The organism is Aquimarina macrocephali JAMB N27, from assembly GCF_000520995.1.
Lineage (GTDB): Bacteria > Bacteroidota > Bacteroidia > Flavobacteriales > Flavobacteriaceae > Aquimarina > Aquimarina macrocephali.
In genome coordinates, this window is the sequence record NZ_JACA01000003.1 from 123,254 (window position 1) to 141,184 (window position 17,931).

At 33.0% G+C, this 17,931-nt stretch carries 18 protein-coding genes and 3 tRNA genes; 10 read left to right on the top strand and 11 right to left on the bottom strand.

The genetic code is table 11. From position 1 onward, the window contains the following. Positions 1-91 precede the first annotated feature (91 nt). From Z054_RS0103535 to tgt, 9 genes are all read right to left on the bottom strand, one after another. Positions 92-910 (bottom strand): tetratricopeptide repeat protein, encoded by an 819-nt coding sequence (locus tag Z054_RS0103535; RefSeq protein WP_024768716.1) that lies wholly within the window; start codon positions 908-910, stop codon positions 92-94. A gap of 72 nt (positions 911-982) precedes the next feature. Further along, positions 983-1,792 (bottom strand): DUF6503 family protein, encoded by an 810-nt coding sequence (locus Z054_RS0103540; RefSeq protein ID WP_024768717.1) that lies wholly within the window; start codon positions 1,790-1,792, stop codon positions 983-985. A 71-nt stretch (positions 1,793-1,863) separates the two neighbouring features. Further along, positions 1,864-2,856, bottom strand: a complete 993-nt coding sequence (locus Z054_RS0103545) for a DKNYY domain-containing protein (protein ID WP_161635238.1) — start codon at positions 2,854-2,856, stop codon at positions 1,864-1,866. Between the two features lie 122 nt (positions 2,857-2,978). Next, complete coding sequence (locus tag Z054_RS0103550) at positions 2,979-4,274, bottom strand: hypothetical protein (protein ID WP_051473672.1); 1,296 nt, start codon at positions 4,272-4,274, stop codon at positions 2,979-2,981. A gap of 4 nt (positions 4,275-4,278) precedes the next feature. Further along, the gene (gene dnaB / locus Z054_RS0103555) at positions 4,279-5,826 is read right to left on the bottom strand and encodes a replicative DNA helicase (RefSeq protein ID WP_024768720.1); all 1,548 of its coding nucleotides are present in this window, start codon (positions 5,824-5,826) and stop codon (positions 4,279-4,281) included. A gap of 170 nt (positions 5,827-5,996) precedes the next feature. Beyond that, entirely contained in the window at positions 5,997-6,950 is a 954-nt protein-coding gene (locus Z054_RS0103560) for an acetyl-CoA carboxylase carboxyltransferase subunit alpha (RefSeq protein ID WP_024768721.1), read from the bottom strand. A 51-nt stretch (positions 6,951-7,001) separates the two neighbouring features. Then, complete coding sequence (locus Z054_RS0103565) at positions 7,002-7,931, bottom strand: DMT family transporter (protein WP_024768722.1); 930 nt, start codon at positions 7,929-7,931, stop codon at positions 7,002-7,004. Further along, the gene (locus Z054_RS0103570; protein ID WP_024768723.1) at positions 7,918-8,988 is read right to left on the bottom strand and encodes an LptF/LptG family permease; all 1,071 of its coding nucleotides are present in this window, start codon (positions 8,986-8,988) and stop codon (positions 7,918-7,920) included. Before Z054_RS0103570 ends, Z054_RS0103565 begins: the two co-directional genes overlap by 14 nt. 1 nt (position 8,989) lies before the next feature. Next, entirely contained in the window at positions 8,990-10,120 is a 1,131-nt protein-coding gene (gene tgt, locus Z054_RS0103575; protein ID WP_024768724.1) for a tRNA guanosine(34) transglycosylase Tgt, read from the bottom strand. 176 nt (positions 10,121-10,296) lie between these two features. Between tgt and Z054_RS0103580 the strand changes: the two genes are divergently transcribed. The 4 genes from Z054_RS0103580 (at position 10,297) to Z054_RS0103595 (ending at position 13,727) form a co-directional block, all read left to right on the top strand. Further along, on the top strand, positions 10,297-11,142 hold the full coding sequence (locus Z054_RS0103580; RefSeq protein WP_024768725.1) for a transketolase: 846 nt from the start codon (positions 10,297-10,299) through the stop codon (positions 11,140-11,142). 10 nt (positions 11,143-11,152) lie between these two features. Next, a complete protein-coding gene (locus Z054_RS0103585; protein WP_024768726.1) occupies positions 11,153-11,857 on the top strand; it encodes a hypothetical protein in 705 nt (234 codons plus the stop codon). Next, on the top strand, positions 11,854-12,807 hold the full coding sequence (locus Z054_RS0103590; protein WP_024768727.1) for a transketolase family protein: 954 nt from the start codon (positions 11,854-11,856) through the stop codon (positions 12,805-12,807). The genes Z054_RS0103585 and Z054_RS0103590 overlap by 4 nt, the downstream gene beginning before the upstream one ends. 335 nt (positions 12,808-13,142) lie before the next feature. Further along, complete coding sequence (locus tag Z054_RS0103595) at positions 13,143-13,727, top strand: porin family protein (protein WP_024768728.1); 585 nt, start codon at positions 13,143-13,145, stop codon at positions 13,725-13,727. A 48-nt stretch (positions 13,728-13,775) separates the two neighbouring features. Here the strand turns inward: Z054_RS0103595 and Z054_RS0103600 are convergent, their stop codons facing one another. Continuing rightward, on the bottom strand, positions 13,776-14,747 hold the full coding sequence (locus tag Z054_RS0103600) for an FKBP-type peptidyl-prolyl cis-trans isomerase (protein ID WP_024768729.1): 972 nt from the start codon (positions 14,745-14,747) through the stop codon (positions 13,776-13,778). 90 nt (positions 14,748-14,837) lie between these two features. Here Z054_RS0103600 and Z054_RS0103605 point away from each other — a divergent pair, with 90 nt between their 5' ends. The 3 genes from Z054_RS0103605 (at position 14,838) to Z054_RS0103615 (ending at position 16,413) form a co-directional block, all read left to right on the top strand. Then, a complete protein-coding gene (locus Z054_RS0103605; protein ID WP_024768730.1) occupies positions 14,838-15,242 on the top strand; it encodes an RNA-binding S4 domain-containing protein in 405 nt (134 codons plus the stop codon). Further along, entirely contained in the window at positions 15,239-15,823 is a 585-nt protein-coding gene (locus Z054_RS0103610; RefSeq protein WP_024768731.1) for a methyltransferase domain-containing protein, read from the top strand. The genes Z054_RS0103605 and Z054_RS0103610 overlap by 4 nt, the downstream gene beginning before the upstream one ends. 89 nt (positions 15,824-15,912) lie before the next feature. Beyond that, the gene (locus tag Z054_RS0103615; protein ID WP_024768732.1) at positions 15,913-16,413 is read left to right on the top strand and encodes a phosphoribosyltransferase family protein; all 501 of its coding nucleotides are present in this window, start codon (positions 15,913-15,915) and stop codon (positions 16,411-16,413) included. On the opposite strand, the gene Z054_RS0103620 is transcribed toward Z054_RS0103615, so the two are convergent. Next, positions 16,405-16,926 (bottom strand): shikimate kinase, encoded by a 522-nt coding sequence (locus Z054_RS0103620; RefSeq protein WP_024768733.1) that lies wholly within the window; start codon positions 16,924-16,926, stop codon positions 16,405-16,407. The two genes, Z054_RS0103615 and Z054_RS0103620, sit on opposite strands and share 9 nt — an antisense overlap. 134 nt (positions 16,927-17,060) lie before the next feature. Between Z054_RS0103620 and Z054_RS0103625 the strand changes: the two genes are divergently transcribed. From Z054_RS0103625 to Z054_RS0103635, 3 genes are all read left to right on the top strand, one after another. Further along, a tRNA-Lys gene (locus Z054_RS0103625) sits at positions 17,061-17,133 on the top strand. Positions 17,134-17,312: 179 nt separating this feature from the next. Next, positions 17,313-17,385: transfer RNA gene (locus tag Z054_RS0103630), tRNA-Lys, on the top strand. 64 nt (positions 17,386-17,449) lie between these two features. Beyond that, positions 17,450-17,533: transfer RNA gene (locus Z054_RS0103635), tRNA-Leu, on the top strand. Positions 17,534-17,931: the final 398 nt, after the last annotated feature.

A 17,931-nucleotide genomic window follows, 5' to 3' on the forward strand; every position in this document is an offset into this window, starting at 1 on the left:
TTTTTAGTTAAAAAGATTTTACTTCTCTAATAAACTATCTATACTCAATGTAGCCAAAAGTATAACTACAGAAGAAATAATACTTTATAAATCAGTTTGGGCAATATTCATCAATAATTGCTATAGATTCTATATCTCCTAGTTTTACCAACTTTTTAATATCTTGACAGAAGTCCGTATCTCCTTTAGCCAATTTTGCACCCACTCTTGTTTTTAAAGCTTTTATGTACTCAGGGAAAATTGCTATTGCTTCAGAGGTATAAGAAATTGCTTTATCATAGTTTTTTTTCTTATAATGTATATCCCCCAGATTGTTATATGCCATATATGAATCTTTGTTGATCTCTATACATTTTTCGTAATATATTATTGCCTCATCGTAGTCTTTTTTATCACTATATAAATTACCTAATCGAAAGAAAGCGAGACTCCAATTAGGTCGTAATTTCAGAGCTATATTCAGATCTTCTTTTGCTGCATCAAAATTTTTAAGTTTTGTATAAATTTGAGCCCTATCTAACCAAGCCATTTCATAATCTGGTTTTAGCTCTATAACTTTTGAAAAATCATCTCTCGCTCCTTCTAAATCGTCTAATCTTTCCTTTACAGCTCCCCTAACATAATATGAAATCATTGTATTAGGGCTAATCTCAATTGATTTATCTAAATCTGATAATGCTGATTTCCAATCGTGAATTACTGCTTTATATCTACCTCTTTTAAAATAATGTTCGGCTTTGGGCCATCTGTTGATAAAACGGGTTTCCATTTTAATATATTTCCTCACAGACTCCCAAGACGAAGTATCAGGTAATTTGACAGTATTCGGAATTTCCTGTTCCTGAGCAAAATTATTAGTACAAAAAATTAAAACAAAAGCTATATTAATAAACTTGAAATGTAATGTCATACTTCCTTAATTTTATTTTGATTGTTAAACCTTGTTTTCAATTAAGTTTTCTGTCATTACAACATACATCATTTACAAGGTTTTACTTTTTTCTATACTAGGTTTTTTAAATAATGAACTAGAAACTTTTTTCTTATCTATTTTAGCATTTACAAAATTCATTTCACTTTTAACCTCTCCTACTACACCATCTTTATAAGCTCTCCATTTAAGGGATGTAGGAAGCAATATTCCATTTACATCATTCCAATTTGCATATTCTATGAGGCTTATTTTTTCGCTAGATTCTTTACTGAAAAATGTAACTGTATAGCCTAGAAATTTCATTTTCCCAGATGGTTTATCAAAATAAAGAAAATAATTGTCTTTGGGTGAATCTCCAATACCATCTCCATAAGATATTTTATAGCCTGCATACGAAATATCACCCACCTTAAGGTCATCTACTTTTTGATATGAAATTCCATCATCACCCAACACAAAAGGCATTGCATAAAAATAGAACATCAAATTATGATAGAAACGAGGATTTCCCTTGAAATAAGTAGAATCCTGCTCTAACCAAGCTTCTTTACCATCAAATCCTAAAACGAATTTATCTGTTTCTACACGTGCATAACGGGTTTTAAGATCGATAGTGTGCTTTTCGTTTCCTTCAGGCTTAGCTATCTCAAAAATCATGCTATTCATTTGATCAAACGCATTGATACCCCCATGAGCTTTAAAAACAGCAGCAATATCTTCGGGAAAATCTCCAGATCGATCTGGTATAACCTCTTCTTTTTGTTCTTCCTGAACTTTGGTTTCTTTTTCTGGTTTTACTTCTTGTTTACAGGAGATAATAGTTGTAATCAAAAGTGATACTAGGATAAGATTTTTCATGATTAAGATTTGTAAATAAGTTAATTCTAGACAATGTAGTCGTATTACTTAAATTACCTTACAATACTGTATCACCAGCTTTTTGATTTTTTTAAAATTTCTCCAGATTCATAAACATGGTTTTTATCTGAAAAAGTATAATTCTTATCATTATACCTAAAAGTCTTTGCATCTGCACCGTCAACAATTTGTCCATGAAAAAAAACAAGGCTATCATCTTTCACATAGCCATATCCTATTTCTTCAAGAGTTGACGCATTGGCTTTTTCAAGAATTTTCCCTTTATAATAAATATTATCATCTATTTTAACAATAGAATTATCATTGTAAAACTGTATTTGATCAGCATTTTTAAAAGGAATGCGAACTATTCTATCCTTAATATCAAGATCAATGTTATCGGTATGAATATATACATATTCATCATCACGAATACAAAAATAAGCTAAATCAACAACCTGAGATACATTTACTTCTGTTCTATATAATGGTTGTTGATACCAATAATAATACACTCCATTTTTATCTTTACAAAACTGACTATTCACGACATCAAAAGACTCATAATCAACTCCTTGCATTTTTTCATTATTTCTAAAGATAAAATTCTTATCCTTTGCAAAATCATAATTCAGTTGTTCATATGTTTCAGGATCTGCATCTTCTAATATTTTAAAACCATCGCCAGTATCACTAATATGATAATAATTATCTACAAGGACATATACATGATTTTTATCTATAGGAACATAACCAGCTTTTACATCAAAAGAAGGCACATCTACTCCAAAATCAATTATTTTTGATTTAAAATATGCATATTCTTTATCTTTTGCATAATCTCTTCCTAAAACTTGAAAAGTAGTAAAATCAACATCCATTTCATGCTTCCCTAAAGAAAACCAATTTCCCATAGGGCTGTATATAATTTCATCACCACCCCGTGTATAAAAGTAAGAATCAGATTTCTCCTCATTTATCAATTTCCCGAATGGATTTAAAAAACGATAGACTCCATATATACCCAGTGTAGTTAGTAGTAGAAAAATCGCGCCTAATATCATTAATACTTTTTTTATCATTTTGCTATAATATGCTTCATTGTGTCATGAATCAAAAACAAAATTATAAAAAATGATACGTAAATTCATCACTGTAAACCGTGATTAGGAATGTAATATTGCTATTAGGTTTTCTGCTTTTTCTTTTTTGCAGCAGGAAAGAGCACATTGTTTAGAATTAAACGATATCCCGGTGAATTAGGATGCAGTTCTAATTCTGTCTTTGGATCGCCAACTCTATGTGTATAATCTTCGGGATCGTGCCCTCCGTAAAAAGTAAAGAATCCTTTTCCCTTAATACCATGTATATAGCGAGCTTCTGAATTGGTTTTATTTTCACCCAGTACTAATACATTGGATTTAATCTCATTAGGATTATATGCTGTAGTTTGCCCCATAAATCCTTTGACCAAAGACGTATGATTCTGGCAAAGCATAGTTGGGATAGGGTCCCATTTTGCAGAGAAATCCATCAGCGTAAAATAATCTGTTGTTTTGGGGATACGGCGTTTTCTAGTCATATCTATTGAAGAAAACTCATATACATTTGGGCTACGCTCTAGTGTAAAGTTCTTAAACGCAAAAGTCTTACTATAATCTATCTTAGATTGGTATCCCGGTTCACTAGGATCTCCATCAAACATGGGCTCACAAACATCAACCCCTTCTGCAGCTAAGGCAATCTCAAAACTATCTGTAGCACTACACATGGCAAACATAAATCCACCACCAACAACATAGTCTCGAATTTTTAAAGCAACTCCTAGTTTCTCTTGCGAAACTTTTGAATATCCAAGTTCGGTAGCTAGTTTTTCTGCAGCGGCTTTTTCTCTAATATACCATGGAGCAGCTCTATATGTCGCATAAAACTTACCATATTGTCCTGTAAAATCTTCGTGATGCAAATGTAACCAGTCATATAAGATCAGGTTATCTTCTAGAACCTCTTTATCATAAATTGTTTTGTAGGGAATTTCTGCAAATGTCAATACCATAGTAACCGCATCATCCCAAGGTTGATTTCCTTTGGGAGAATACACTGCTATTTTTGGCGCCTTTTCTAAAACTACGGCCTCCATATTCTGTGAAGGACTACTTATTTCTTCTAAAATTTCGTTAGTTTCAGCATCACTAAGTACTTCATACGAAACCCCTCTAATGGTACATTCTTTTCTAATATATTCTGTATCTGGCAGTAAAAAAGATCCTCCTCTATAGTTTAGCAACCATTTTACTTTAAGATCTTTACTTAATGTCCAATATGTAATCCCATAGGCTTTTAGGTGATTTTGTTGGCCATCTGCATCCATCGGAATTAGCACATAAGATGCATAAGATTGAAATGTAAATAGAAAAACCAATATAACTACACCAGGGCGAAGCCATCTTTGTTGTAGTGTGAAAGATTTAAATATCTGCATTATTTTAGAAAGGTACTTCGTCGTCATCATCGCTAGAGTCATTTATGCTACTCCCAAAGGCTTCATCTGCACTAGGAAGATGACTTGTACTAAGTGGTTCATCTTCACTACCATCATTCATTTTAGAATGAAATTCGAAAGGAGTACTAAAATCATCTAAGTTATCAAATTTACCCAAGTGACCAACAAATTTTAACCTAATATTGTCTAAACCACCATTACGGTGCTTTGCTACAATGAATTCTCCTTGCCCTTGAGTTGGTGATCTTTCTTCATCATCCCATTCATCAATTTTATAATATTCTGGTCTATAAATAAAAGATACAATATCTGCATCCTGTTCTATCGCTCCAGATTCACGAAGGTCACTAAGTAGTGGTCTTTTACTTCCACCACGGGTTTCTACGGCCCTTGACAGCTGTGATAATGCAATTACTGGTACACTTAATTCTTTTGCCAGAGCTTTCAGGTTACGAGAAATAGTAGAAATTTCCTGTTCCCTATTTCCATTTTTCCCTGTACCTCCTGCTGTCATCAACTGCAAATAATCAATGACAATCATTTTTATACCATGCTGAGATGAGAGACGGCGGGCTTTTGCTCTAAGGTCAAAAATTGAAAGAGATGGAGTATCATCAATAAACAACGGTGCTTTTTCCAGGTCTTTTACTTTTACATTAAGCTGTTCCCATTCGTGTTTTTCTAACTTACCAGTACGCAACTTCTCTGAAGAGAGGCCGGTTTCAGAAGATATCAAACGTGTAATCAGCTGTACTGAAGACATCTCTAATGAAAAGAATGCTACAGGAATATTTTGCCCTACAGCCATATTTCTGGCCATAGAAAGGGTTAAAGCTGTTTTTCCCATACCCGGACGGGCAGCCACAATGATTAAATCACTTGGCTGCCAACCCGAAGTTAATTTGTCTACCTTATCGAAGCCAGACGGGATTCCACTTAATCCTTCTTTGTTTGAAATTTCCTGTATTTTTTTCTTTGCCTGTATAACCAGATTTTGTGCAGTCTCTGTAGATCGTTTTATATTTCCTTGTGTTACCTCATACAATCTGGATTCTGCCATATCGAGAAGGTCAAAAACGTCTGTAGTCTCATCGTAGGATTCTTCAATAATTTCATTCGAAATTTTAATCAAACTTCGCTGTATATATTTCTGAAGAATTATTCTGGCATGAAACTCTATATGCGCAGAAGATGCCACTTTTTGGGTTAATTGTACCAAATAATAATCTCCTCCGGCCAATTCTAATCTCGAATCCTTCTTTAGCTGGCTAGAAACCGTTAATAAGTCTATTGGCTCAGAGTTTTCGAATAGTTTAAATATTGCTTCAAAAATGTATTGATGTGCTTCTCTATAAAAAACATCGGGATTAAGTATGTCAATAATTTCGTCGACCCCTTTCTTATCAATCATCATTGCTCCAAGCACAACTTCCTCTAAATCAACCGCTTGAGGAGGTATTTTTCCTTTTTCAAGCGAAATTACGTTCCCCCGATCGTAATTTATTTGCTTAGTTTGCTTTACTTTTTCCATGACTACGAATGTAAAAAAATTGTAAAAAGATGTACCTAAATACAAAGATACGAATGTCCACCAGTCTTCAACAAATGAACTGTTAATAACTTAATTTTATTGTTAATAAGCATAAAAAAATCTGAAGCTTACAACTTCAGATTCAGGTAGTAAGTGATTCCCTTTAGGGGTTAGTCTTTAAAGACTCCCATATTAGCATACTTTTCCATTCGCTTTTCAACCAATTCTTCTGGTGATAAGTTTTTTAATTCTTCAAAAGATGCTAATATTTTATCCCGTACTGTTTTAAAGGTAGTTTCTCGATCACTATGTGCTCCTCCAAGTGGTTCTTTAACGATTTCATCAACCACCTTAAGATTAACGCTATCTTTTGCTGTAAGTTTTAATGCTTCTGCTGCTTGTTCTTTCTGATCCCAGCTTCTCCATAATATAGAAGAGCAATTTTCTGGAGATATCACAGAGTACCATGCGTTTTCGAGCATCAATACTTTATCTCCTACTCCTATTCCTAATGCTCCTCCACTAGCTCCTTCTCCTATAATCACAACAATAACCGGTACTTTAAGGCGAGTCATTTCGAGTATATTACGAGCAATTGCTTCTCCTTGGCCACGTTCTTCTGCTTCTAATCCAGGGTAAGCTCCAGGAGTATCAATAAAAGTAACTACCGGAATATCAAATTTTTCTGCACTTTTCATTAAACGAAGTGCTTTACGATATCCTTCTGGGTTTGCCATTCCGAAATTACGGTATTGTCTGGTCTTGGTATTGTATCCTTTTTGTTGACCAACAAACATAAAACTTTGGTCTCCTATTTTTCCTAAACCACCAATCATGGCCTTATCATCCTTTACATTTCGATCGCCATGCAGTTCTAAAAAGGATTCACCACAAATTGCATCTACATAATCTAAAGTATATGGTCTAGAAGGGTGCCTTGACAGCTGAACTCGTTGCCATGGCGTAAGGTTTTTATATATTTCTTTTTTAGTTTCTTTTAGCTTTTTTTCAATTTGCTTACACGTATCGGTAACATCGACTTCGCTTTCTTCACCGATAGCACAAGCCTTCTCAAATTGTTCTTCGAGTTCCTTAATGGGGAGTTCAAATTCTAAATATTCCATATCAAGAATATATTTTATATTAACTAGGGTTAGCCGACAAATATAAAAACTTTACTTCGTAATGTTACGCAAAGTTCCTTCTCTTTTTCTTTTTTTAGCATTTTTGAATATTCCGTTTAAAACAACTGTGCTAAGAATAATCGCTGCACCATAGTAGAACTGGGGGTTCATCTTTTCTGCCTCTCCAAAAATCAGAAAAGCTAATAGTATTCCATATACAGGTTCTAGGTTGGTCGTTAACATTACTGTATATGGAGTCAAATATTTCATTACCTGTACAGAACCTATAAAAGCATAAGCAGTACAAACCGACGCCAATAATAACATATACATCCAATCCGAAGTTGTTAATTGAAAAAACGAAACTGTAAATCCTTCGGTTGTGCCAAATATTGTTGCCCCTAACAAATATACAGTTACAATCCCTACACCACTTAATAATTCATAAAATGAGATTACAGATGGATTATATTGTTGTGCTACTTTACCATTTATTAAGGAAAAAACCGACGATAAGAAAGCAGAACACAATGCATAAATAATGCCTATAAAGTAATCCCCTTCAACTTTAAAAATAATATACAGTCCTGTAATCACTAAAAGCCCGAAAAGAATCTCATACCATATTACCTTTCTTTTATAAAAAATGGGCTCCAAAATCGAAGTAAAAAAAGCTCCAGTAGACATCATGGACAGTGTTATAGATACATTAGAAACTTTGATTGCTGCAAAAAAAGTAATCCAGTGTAACGCTATAACAATTCCAGCCAAAAAAAGTGTAAAAAATAATTTTCTTGAAACCGCTAATGGTAATTTTTTGAAATAAATGTAAACATAAATAAATACCGAAGCCAGAAGCATTCTATACCAAACCAGCGGTAATGCTTCGATAGATATCAATTCTCCAAGAATAGCAGTGAATCCCCATATAAACACTATAAAATGTAAATGCAGGTAATTAAAAAGTTTAGCGTTTGGCATTGTATAAAAGATAAATAGCTAAGATTCCAAAGGATATATTAGGAAACCATACAGCAACTATTGGTGGAAAATCAGATTGGTTGGCCAATGTACCTAAAACTTTATCAAAAAAGATAAAAACAAATGCTAATGAAATACCAACAGCCAAGTTAACTCCCATTCCTCCTCTTCTTTTCATAGAAGAAACAGCTACACCAATAATGGTAAGAATAAATGCAGACACTGGTATACTCCATCTTTTATAAGCTACAACTTTATATCTATTAATATCAGACGACCCTCTTTTACTTTCTTTTTCGATAAACTTACTTAACTCTGCATAATTAAGAGTCTCTGCCACATACGTAACTGGGGTAAATTCATCTATATTAAAAGGCAAGACAGTATCCTTTGTTTTAGCCTTTTCAATAATATCTTTATTTTCTAATACAGTTCGTTTTACATAACCTCTCAATTCATAGATACTATCTCTAAACACGATTCTTCTTGCCGAAATCTTTATCTTTAATCTATTACCATCAAAATATTCTAATGTAAAATTAGTAGCCGATTTATCTAAAGGTTTAAAGTTATTGGCATATAAAAACATACTATCATTAAGTTGTCGATATACGTTTTTAGTTTCCTGTACTTTTTTACCTTTTTTAAGGTAAGAATATTTAAATTCATTAAATCCCTGACTAGCTTTTGGAGCCAAAAACAATCCCATAGCTAATGCTCCAAAACAAATAATAATCGCACCTATCATATAGGGTCTAAGAAACCTCCAGAATGAAACTCCTGAGCTTAAAAAAGCTATAATTTCTGTTTTGTTAGCGAGTTTAGAAGTAAACCAAATTACGGATAAGAATACGAAGAGAGGAAATAGCAAATTGGCAAAATAAACGGTAAAGTCAAGATAATACTCTATTACAGCATCAAGAGGAACCTGATGCTCCAGCATATTATCTATTTTTTCTGAAAGATCTACTATTATTCCAATAGGGATAAAAAGCAGAATCATTGTAAAAAATGTTCCCAGATATCTTTTAAGTATGTACCAGTCCAGTATTTTCAATCTATAATCTTTTATCCATTTGTTTAACCATCATATTCTTCCAGGAATTAAAATCACCGGCTAAGATATGTTTTCTAGCTTCGCGAACCAACCATAAGTAGAAACCTAAATTATGTATTGTTGCTATTTGTTTTCCTAATAATTCATTTACTGAAAAAAGATGTTTTAAATATGCCTTAGAATACTCTGTGTCTACAAAAGTGATAGCCATGTCATCTATTGCAGAAAAATCATCTTCCCATTTTTTATTTTTTATGTTAATAGTTCCATGTGCTGTAAATAACATCCCATTACGTGCATTACGTGTGGGCATTACACAATCAAACATATCTACACCAAGAGCAATATTTTCTAAAATATTAATAGGTGTTCCTACTCCCATTAAATACCTTGGTTTATCTTCTGGCAAAATATCCGTTACTACTTCTGTCATCGCATACATTTCTTCTGCCGGTTCTCCTACAGACAACCCTCCAATTGCATTACCAACGGCCCCAGCATTCGCTATATATTCTGCCGATTGTTTTCTAAGATCTTTATACGTACTTCCCTGTACTATTGGAAAAAAAGCCTGATCATACCCATACTTAACCGGAATTTTTTCTAAATGTTGCATACAACGATCTAACCATCTGTGTGTCATATGCATACTTCTTTTTGCATATTGATAATCACAAGGATAAGGGGTACACTCATCAAATGCCATGATGATATCTGCCCCAATAGTACGCTGAATTTCCATTACATTTTCTGGAGTAAACACATGAAATGAACCATCAATATGGGACTTAAACTTCACTCCTTCTTCTTTTATTTTTCGATTAGCAGATAAAGAATATACCTGATAACCTCCACTATCGGTAAGGATATTTCGATCCCAGTTCATAAACTTATGTAATCCTCCTGCTTTTTCTAAAATAGGAGTTTGAGGTCGTAGATATAAATGATATGTATTTCCTAAAATAATATCGGGATTAATATCGTTTTTTAATTCTCTTTGATGTACTCCTTTTACGGTAGCAACTGTTCCTACCGGCATAAAAATTGGTGTTTCTATAACACCGTGATCTGTACTTATTTTACCTGCTCTCGCTTTACTTAGAGAGTCTTTGGACAAAAGGTCAAATTGCATAATTCCTGTTTGATGGAGCGCAAAGATAACTAACTAAAATCACATTGATCAACTTAGGTTTTCTAAAACTTTTTGTTATTAACATTAGTTTCTTAATTAAAAGCAGTCTATACATTTTGTCACCGCATACAAAACCTGTACTTTTGGGGCTTTATTATCAAGAAATTAGCAATATAATGCCAAAAACAAAACAATTAGAGGATTTTGCAACACAAGTACGTAGAGATATTTTACGACAAGTACACAAAGTTAATTCTGGTCACCCAGGAGGGTCTTTGGGCTGTACAGAATTTTTTGTTGCCCTGTTTCAAGAAGTTTTAGATCGAAAAGATGATTTTGATATGAATGGTATCGATGAAGATATCTTTTTCTTATCCAATGGTCATATTTCACCAGTCTATTATAGTGTATTAGCACGAAGTGGATATTTCCCTGTAGAAGAGCTAAACACGTTTAGGCTAATTAACAGTAGATTACAAGGACATCCAACAACTCATGAAGGGCTTCCTGGTATTCGTATTGCTTCTGGATCATTAGGGCAAGGGATGTCTGTAGCTTTAGGTGCTGCACAAGCAAAAAAATTAAATAATGATTCTCACCTCGTATACAGCCTGCATGGTGATGGAGAGCTTCAAGAAGGACAAATTTGGGAAGCAGCTATGTATGCTTCTGGAAAAAAAGTAGATAATCTTATCGCTACCATTGATTATAACGGTAAACAAATAGATGGTTCTACAGACGATGTTCTTCCGCTAGGAGACCTAAAAGCAAAATTTGAAGCTTTTGGTTGGGATGTTATGGAAATTAAAGAAGGTAACAATATTTCTGCCGTTACTGAAGGGCTTAAAGAAGCAAAAAGCAGAACAGGTAAAGGAAAACCTGTTTGTATATTAATGCATACTGTAATGGGTAATGGAGTTGATTTTATGATGCATACACATGCATGGCATGGTAAAGCTCCTAATGATGAACAGCTAGAAATTGGATTAGCACAAAATCCTGAAACCCTAGGAGATTATTAAAAATCATAAAATGAAAATAGCTAAACTAGCATCCTTTGTATTGTGTTTATTAACATCTGCCTCTTCTTTTAGTCAAAAAATAGTAATCGATTATTTTGTTGATTATGAAATTGAAACTAAAAAAAAGAAAGATACTATCACTATAGGGTTTAGCAAAAACGGTGATTATTTATATACTGACTCTGATGCTCTGGTTAAAAATTTCCAAAGGTCTGTATTTAAAAGACGAGATGCAGATATTAAAAATTCTGAAATGCATGTTGTTTTTGATATCAAACAACAGTTTGTCTATTTTCTAATGACTTTTGATAAAAATGAGTTTTTTATGAAAATGAATGTTAATGATTTTATTCCTTCTACAAGAGATAAATCTCCATTTGATGGTATTACACAATTTATTCTTGAAAAAACCGAAGATAACATTCAAATTGAAAATACAGATTACAATATTCACCAATTGTATCCTGATAATGAGCCAGAAGAAAAAATCAAAATTGTCTATTCAGAAGATATGAAATTTAACAATTCTATCCTTATGAATTCAATTTACACTATGATGTCGGGTTCTAATGCATCAGAAGATATTAAAATACCAAAAATAAATGGGGTTATATTATATCTTGCCAGTAAAAATAAGACTTTAATCAAGGCAGTAAAAACAGATAGTAATCCCAAAACTTTAGATATTAACTTTAGTTATAAAATAACAGAATGAAAAAATATATAGATACAGGAAAAAAAGATACTCGTTCTGGTTTTGGAGCCGGTTTAGAAGAATTAGGTAAAACTAATGAAAATGTAGTGGCATTATGTGCCGATTTGATCGGTTCGTTAAAAATGGATGCTTTTATCGCTAATCATCCCGAACGTTTTTTTCAGATTGGTATTGCTGAAGCAAATATGATGGGAATTGCAGCAGGGTTAACTATAGGTGGTAAAATCCCTTTTACAGGAACGTTTGCAAATTTCTCTACAGGACGTGTTTATGATCAAATTCGTCAATCTATAGCATATAGTGATAAAAATGTAAAGATTTGTGCTTCGCATGCTGGTTTAACACTAGGAGAAGATGGAGCAACACACCAAATCCTGGAAGATATTGGCCTTATGAAAATGCTACCAGGAATGACAGTAATCAATACATGTGATTATAACCAAACTAAAGCTGCTACCCTAGCAATAGCGGATTACGAAGGCCCGGTTTATTTAAGGTTTGGAAGACCAAAAGTTGCTAATTTCACTCCAGAAGATCAAAAATTCGAAATCGGAAAAGCAGTTCTACTACAAGAAGGTACAGATGTAACTATAGTTGCTACAGGCCATTTGGTATGGGAAGCTTTACAAGCAGCAGAATCATTACATGAACAAGGAATCAGTGCAGAAGTCATTAATATACATACGATAAAACCACTTGATGATGCAGCAATTCTAAATTCGGTAAAGAAAACAGGATGTATTGTTACTGCAGAAGAGCATAACTTCTTAGGAGGTTTAGGAGAAAGCGTTTCAAGAGTTTTAGCACTTCACAATCCTGTACCACAAGAGTTTATTGCAACAAATGACACTTTTGGAGAAAGTGGAACACCAGATCAGCTAATGGAAAAATATGGCTTAAATGCAGAAGCTATAAACAAAGCTGTGTTAAAAGTCGTAAAAAGAAAATAATACTTTTTAAATACTATTAAGAAAACCTTCTGATTTATTTCAGAAGGTTTTTTGTTTTTATAAAAAATAAAACAAGAAGACATTCGTTCTCTATAGACTAGCCTTTATACCAAAATCACTCAAATTATTTATTAATCTTTAAATCTGGATTACGCAATAGATCATCTATTACAGTTTGAAGCGACTTCAAACCCTGATAATGCTATACCATGTTTTTTTAGTGTAAATACATCTAACACTATGCAAACTAAGAAAGCATCAGGTTTTATTGCATTTTGAACCCTAATAACAAAATTCTATTACATAATACTGATTGAAGCAAAAATTATTTTACAATGAAAAATGTATTTATCTTTTTTATGTTATTTACTTCTTGCGCCATACTTGCACAGGAAAAAAGAGTAACTTTTGGAGTAAAAGGAGGGCTTAATTATGGGGATAATGGTAAAATCGAAATTACTGATGTCACAAGAACAACAGCAGATGATAGGGTCGGGTATCACTTGGGAGTATTCTTAAGAGGAAAATTAACCGATAATATTTATCTCAAACCAGAATTACAATACACCGTGAACAACAGCACATACAAACTTGTAAATGCAGAGCTCGATTACACGATTAAGAAGTTAGACTTACCCATTCTTTTAGGAATTTCTGTTTTGGGACCAATACATGTCTTTGGAGGCCCAGCATTACAGTATATTGTTGAAACAGACTTAGAAGATGTAAGGCTTGGTGATGTTAAAAACGAGTTTACTGTTGGATTACAATTTGGTGCTGGTGTGCAATTTGGCAGATTTAATGCAGATATACGTTATGAACGTGGGCTTAGTAAAAATACTGCAGAATCAATAGATAAAAGCATAAGAGTAGATTCTAGACCGAATCAGCTTATTATAGGTCTTTCTCTTGACTTATAGATCTATATTTGTTTAAAAAAAACTCCGATTTTTCAATCGGAGTTTTTTTTATTCATTTTTTAAATCTCTATCATCAGCATCCAGATGATTCTTTATACCATCGCCATCATCATCATAAAATGTAATTTCATCCGGAGTAATAAATCCATCATTATTAGCATCATTAACCGTTATTTCATCTTTGGTTAGTGTACCATCTCTATCATCATCATTATCTACATAATCTGGAGCAGAATCTTTATCTGTATCATCATCTATATCCAATACCAAACGATCTCCATCTATATCCTCTAAATAAGACGGCAAACCATCTCTATCATGATCAGCCTGATTAACTTTATACAATTGAATGTTAAAAATTAATGGAGAATATGAAGGGATACTTGGACGAGCTTCATTAAAATAAGCTAAGCCAGAAGGCATAAATACAACCAAGTTTCCATAACCACTATACGTAACCGAACCATCACTGTTTTGCACAAAACTAGAAGCTCCTTTAAAATCAACTAATGATTCTCTAAAACCTTCTACAACAGACACCAAATCAAACCACACTGGATTCACTGCACTATCAAACACTCTATTAGTGCTACTTGGCTTATACAGCAATTCCCCCTGATATGTTACCAGAGTAGAATCTGCAAAAGTAGGTTGATGCACATCTTCTCCTTGATTTAAGTTTAGAACGTACAATGTGTATTCAACATCGTTCCTTGTAATCTTTTTAGTTGCTAAAAGAGGTGAATCCAAAATTGATTGCTCCCCTATATTGGCATCAGCTATTGTATCTAACTTTGCAAGTTGGTATTCTGCAATAGCATCATTATTTACAAACACATCCTCTAAAGTATAAAAATGTGTTCTTAAATAGTCCTGAAGTGCTGCATCATCGGTTATTTGTTGTTCTCCTCTATCTCTTGGAGGAACGGCAGTTGCACCACCATCATCATCATCTTTTTTACAAGCATATAAAACCACCAAAGCTAGCACAATGGCACAGCTATATTTTATTACATTCATGTATTTACTTTTTTGAAGGCGCAAGATACGATTTTCTTGTACTTTTGTTTCACAATTATTTAATATAAAAACGCATTTTAATTATTTTTTATGCGAGTTGACAAATATTTATGGTGTATTCGATACTTTAAGACACGAAGTATTGCTACAAAAGCATGCAAAGATGGTAAAATTCGTGTTAACGGAAATATCATCAAACCTTCCAGAGATATCTATCCTATGGATAAAATAACTGTTCGTAAAAATCAAATTAATTATGAACTTGTGGTACTCGATACACCAGACAATCGAATTGGAGCTAAACTCGTCGATATCTATCGTAAAGACACTACTCCAAAGGAAGCGTTGCAAAAATTAGATCTTTTAAAATATTCTAAAGATTATTATCGAAAAAAAGGTACCGGCAGGCCTACCAAAAAAGATCGAAGAGATATCGATGATTGGTATTCTGATGATGAAGTAAATGATGATGAAATAAATGATAGTGAAGAATGATCCCAGATAAAGAATATTGGAAATATCGCTATCAAAATAGACAAACGGAGTGGGATATTGGTTTTGCTTCTCCTCCCATAACCAATTATTTTGATCAGTTGAAAGATCGTGATCTTAAAATTCTTATTCCGGGTTGTGGAAATGCCTATGAAGCAGAATACTTATTTAATCTGGGATTTAAAAACATCTATATATTAGATCTTGTAGAAGATGTATTACAAAGTTTTAAACGACGATTACCTGAGTTTCCTTCTGAAAAATTAATTTGTGCTGACTTTTTTAAGTATAAAGGGACATTTGATTTAATTATCGAACAAACTTTCTTCTGTGCTTTATCACCAGAACAGCGAAGAGATTATACGCATAAAATCTCAAACCTTCTTTCTCCAAAAGGAAAACTGGTCGGAGTTTTATTTAATAAATATTTTGAGCATAAGGGGCCTCCTTTTGGAGGGAGTAAAAAAGAATATGAGCTCTTGTTTTCTGAGTGTTTTACTATAAAAACATTAGAAAACTGTTATAATTCTATAGAACCACGTATGGGTAACGAACTCTTTTTTATATTTGAAAACCCGTTATAAATTTTTATAAAACTCTATTTATAATTAAAAACAATCATTAGTAATAGTTTATTTATACTATTATAAATAGCAATCAACAATTCTGAAATATGCAAACCGACAACAATATAATTCTTACTCACGAACAAATACAACACAAAATAAAACGTATTGCATATCAGATTTATGAAACTAATGTTAATGAAAAAGAGATTGTAATTGCAGGGATAGCAGAAAACGGATATATATTTGCCGAGCGCTTAAAAGTCATATTAGAAGATATCTCTGACTTAAAAATAACGTTATGTGAGGTTACAATGAATAAAAAGTCTCCTCATAACACTGTAAAAACTTCAATCGACGCAGCTGAGTATCAAAACAAACCTGTAATTCTTGCAGATGATGTGCTTAATTCGGGTACTGCTCTTATTTATGGTGTAAAACATTTTCTTGATGTTCCTCTTACCAGATTTAAAACTGCGGTTTTGGTTAACCGAAACCATAAGAAATACCCAATTAAGGCCGATTTTAAAGGAATCTCTTTATCTACTTCATTACATGAGCATATCATTGTAAAGTTTGGAGATGAGGACCTTGCTATTTTAAAATAAAAAAGTTTTAATTTCTTCGCTTATTTGATCCTTACTTTTTTGATCAGTGATTACTTTGTAATCAGCTTGATTATAGTAAAAAGATCGCTCAAACAAGTGTTTACGGACAAAATCTTTAAGCTCGTTTGGTGTAGTAACATGAGAAATCAATGGCCGTTTGCTTCGTTCTGCAAATACCCTTTTTGTTAGTTCATCTAACGAGGTTTGTAAATATATACTTTTTGCATTTTCATTATTTGCTACAATTTCTAAGTTACCTGCAAAACAAGGTGTACCTCCACCAAGAGAAATAATAGTGTTTTTATATGTCTCTAACACCTCTTTAAGGTATAAAGATTCTTTTTTTCTGAAATATATTTCACCTTGATCATCAAAAATCTTTCTAATTGATTTTTTTTCTTGAATTTCTATAAAATCATCCAAATCAAGATAACTCAATTTCATTTTAGCAGCCAAGTCTTTGCCTACCAGGGATTTTCCGCTTCCCATATACCCCATTAAAACTATATTCATACCGTAAAAATTAAATAGATATTACTCAAAAAAAACATCATTTTAAACAAAATGCAAATTTATATGAATTTCTTCTTGAAAAATAAATTAATGATAGTATATTTGCACCCGCATTCAAGGAAAAAAGAATGTCTGACCTGGTAGCTCAGTTGGTAGAGCATCTCCCTTTTAAGGAGAGGGTCCTGGGTTCGAGCCCCAGCCCGGTCACAAATAAATAAATAGTAATTATAGATATAACTATTGTTTATTTAAAAAAATTGAAAGTGATGTTGGCTAGAAGTATATCCTGAGCATAGTCGAAGGAAGTCCCAGCCCGGTCACAAATAAATAATAGTTGATTATTATTTATTCAGTTCTTAAAAATATCTGATAATGAAATTATCAATGACCTGGTAGCTCAGTTGGTAGAGCATCTCCCTTTTAAGGAGAGGGTCCTGGGTTCGAGCCCCAGCCCGGTCACTAAAAAGTATCGTAATTTTTACGGTACTTTTTTAGTTTTATGTTATATTGTAGTATTCATACTGCCCAGGTGCTGGAACTGGTAGACAGGCATGGTTGAGGGCCATGTGTCCATTAGGGCGTGCGGGTTCGACTCCCGCTCTGGGCACACTATACTATTATAATGCACATCATTCAAAGTAGTAAATACACAATATTCTTTCTTAGAGAATTACATTCTTCAAAACCACCAATACCTTTTTTTATTTATCAAAATATTCAATCACAAGAAAACCCTTTCTCTTTTAGTTCACATTCTTCAATATAAAATTACGTATTTCCACGTATTTGGAAAGACAATAACTCTAATTACCTTTGATTCATAATGTTATGATTAAAACTCATAACTGCAACCAATTAGATATTCAACACTAAAAAAAATATTATGAATCTTTTTAGAACCAAATTCAGATTTAACTTCAGAGTAGTTCTTAGTTTTTTATCAAGCCTTCCTGGGGCCTGTAGTCATGCTATTCATAGATAAAGCATTACGTTTATAAAGAATAG

Bases quoted from the DNA above. Each gene is read 5' to 3' on its own strand.
- Z054_RS0103535 (WP_024768716.1), bottom strand. From the start codon at position 910: ATGACATTACATTTCAAGTTTATTAATATAGCTTTTGTTTTAATTTTT.
- Z054_RS0103540 (WP_024768717.1), bottom strand. From the start codon at position 1,792: ATGAAAAATCTTATCCTAGTATCACTTTTGATTACAACTATTATCTCC.
- Z054_RS0103545 (WP_161635238.1), bottom strand. From the start codon at position 2,856: ATGATATTAGGCGCGATTTTTCTACTACTAACTACACTGGGTATATAT.
- Z054_RS0103550 (WP_051473672.1), bottom strand. From the start codon at position 4,274: ATGCAGATATTTAAATCTTTCACACTACAACAAAGATGGCTTCGCCCT.
- dnaB (WP_024768720.1), bottom strand. From the start codon at position 5,826: ATGGAAAAAGTAAAGCAAACTAAGCAAATAAATTACGATCGGGGGAAC.
- Z054_RS0103560 (WP_024768721.1), bottom strand. From the start codon at position 6,950: ATGGAATATTTAGAATTTGAACTCCCCATTAAGGAACTCGAAGAACAA.
- Z054_RS0103565 (WP_024768722.1), bottom strand. From the start codon at position 7,931: ATGCCAAACGCTAAACTTTTTAATTACCTGCATTTACATTTTATAGTG.
- tgt (WP_024768724.1), bottom strand. From the start codon at position 10,120: ATGCAATTTGACCTTTTGTCCAAAGACTCTCTAAGTAAAGCGAGAGCA.
- Z054_RS0103580 (WP_024768725.1), top strand. From the start codon at position 10,297: ATGCCAAAAACAAAACAATTAGAGGATTTTGCAACACAAGTACGTAGA.
- Z054_RS0103585 (WP_024768726.1), top strand. From the start codon at position 11,153: ATGAAAATAGCTAAACTAGCATCCTTTGTATTGTGTTTATTAACATCT.
- Z054_RS0103590 (WP_024768727.1), top strand. From the start codon at position 11,854: ATGAAAAAATATATAGATACAGGAAAAAAAGATACTCGTTCTGGTTTT.
- Z054_RS0103595 (WP_024768728.1), top strand. From the start codon at position 13,143: ATGAAAAATGTATTTATCTTTTTTATGTTATTTACTTCTTGCGCCATA.
- Z054_RS0103600 (WP_024768729.1), bottom strand. From the start codon at position 14,747: ATGAATGTAATAAAATATAGCTGTGCCATTGTGCTAGCTTTGGTGGTT.
- Z054_RS0103605 (WP_024768730.1), top strand. From the start codon at position 14,838: ATGCGAGTTGACAAATATTTATGGTGTATTCGATACTTTAAGACACGA.
- Z054_RS0103610 (WP_024768731.1), top strand. From the start codon at position 15,239: ATGATCCCAGATAAAGAATATTGGAAATATCGCTATCAAAATAGACAA.
- Z054_RS0103615 (WP_024768732.1), top strand. From the start codon at position 15,913: ATGCAAACCGACAACAATATAATTCTTACTCACGAACAAATACAACAC.
- Z054_RS0103620 (WP_024768733.1), bottom strand. From the start codon at position 16,926: ATGAATATAGTTTTAATGGGGTATATGGGAAGCGGAAAATCCCTGGTA.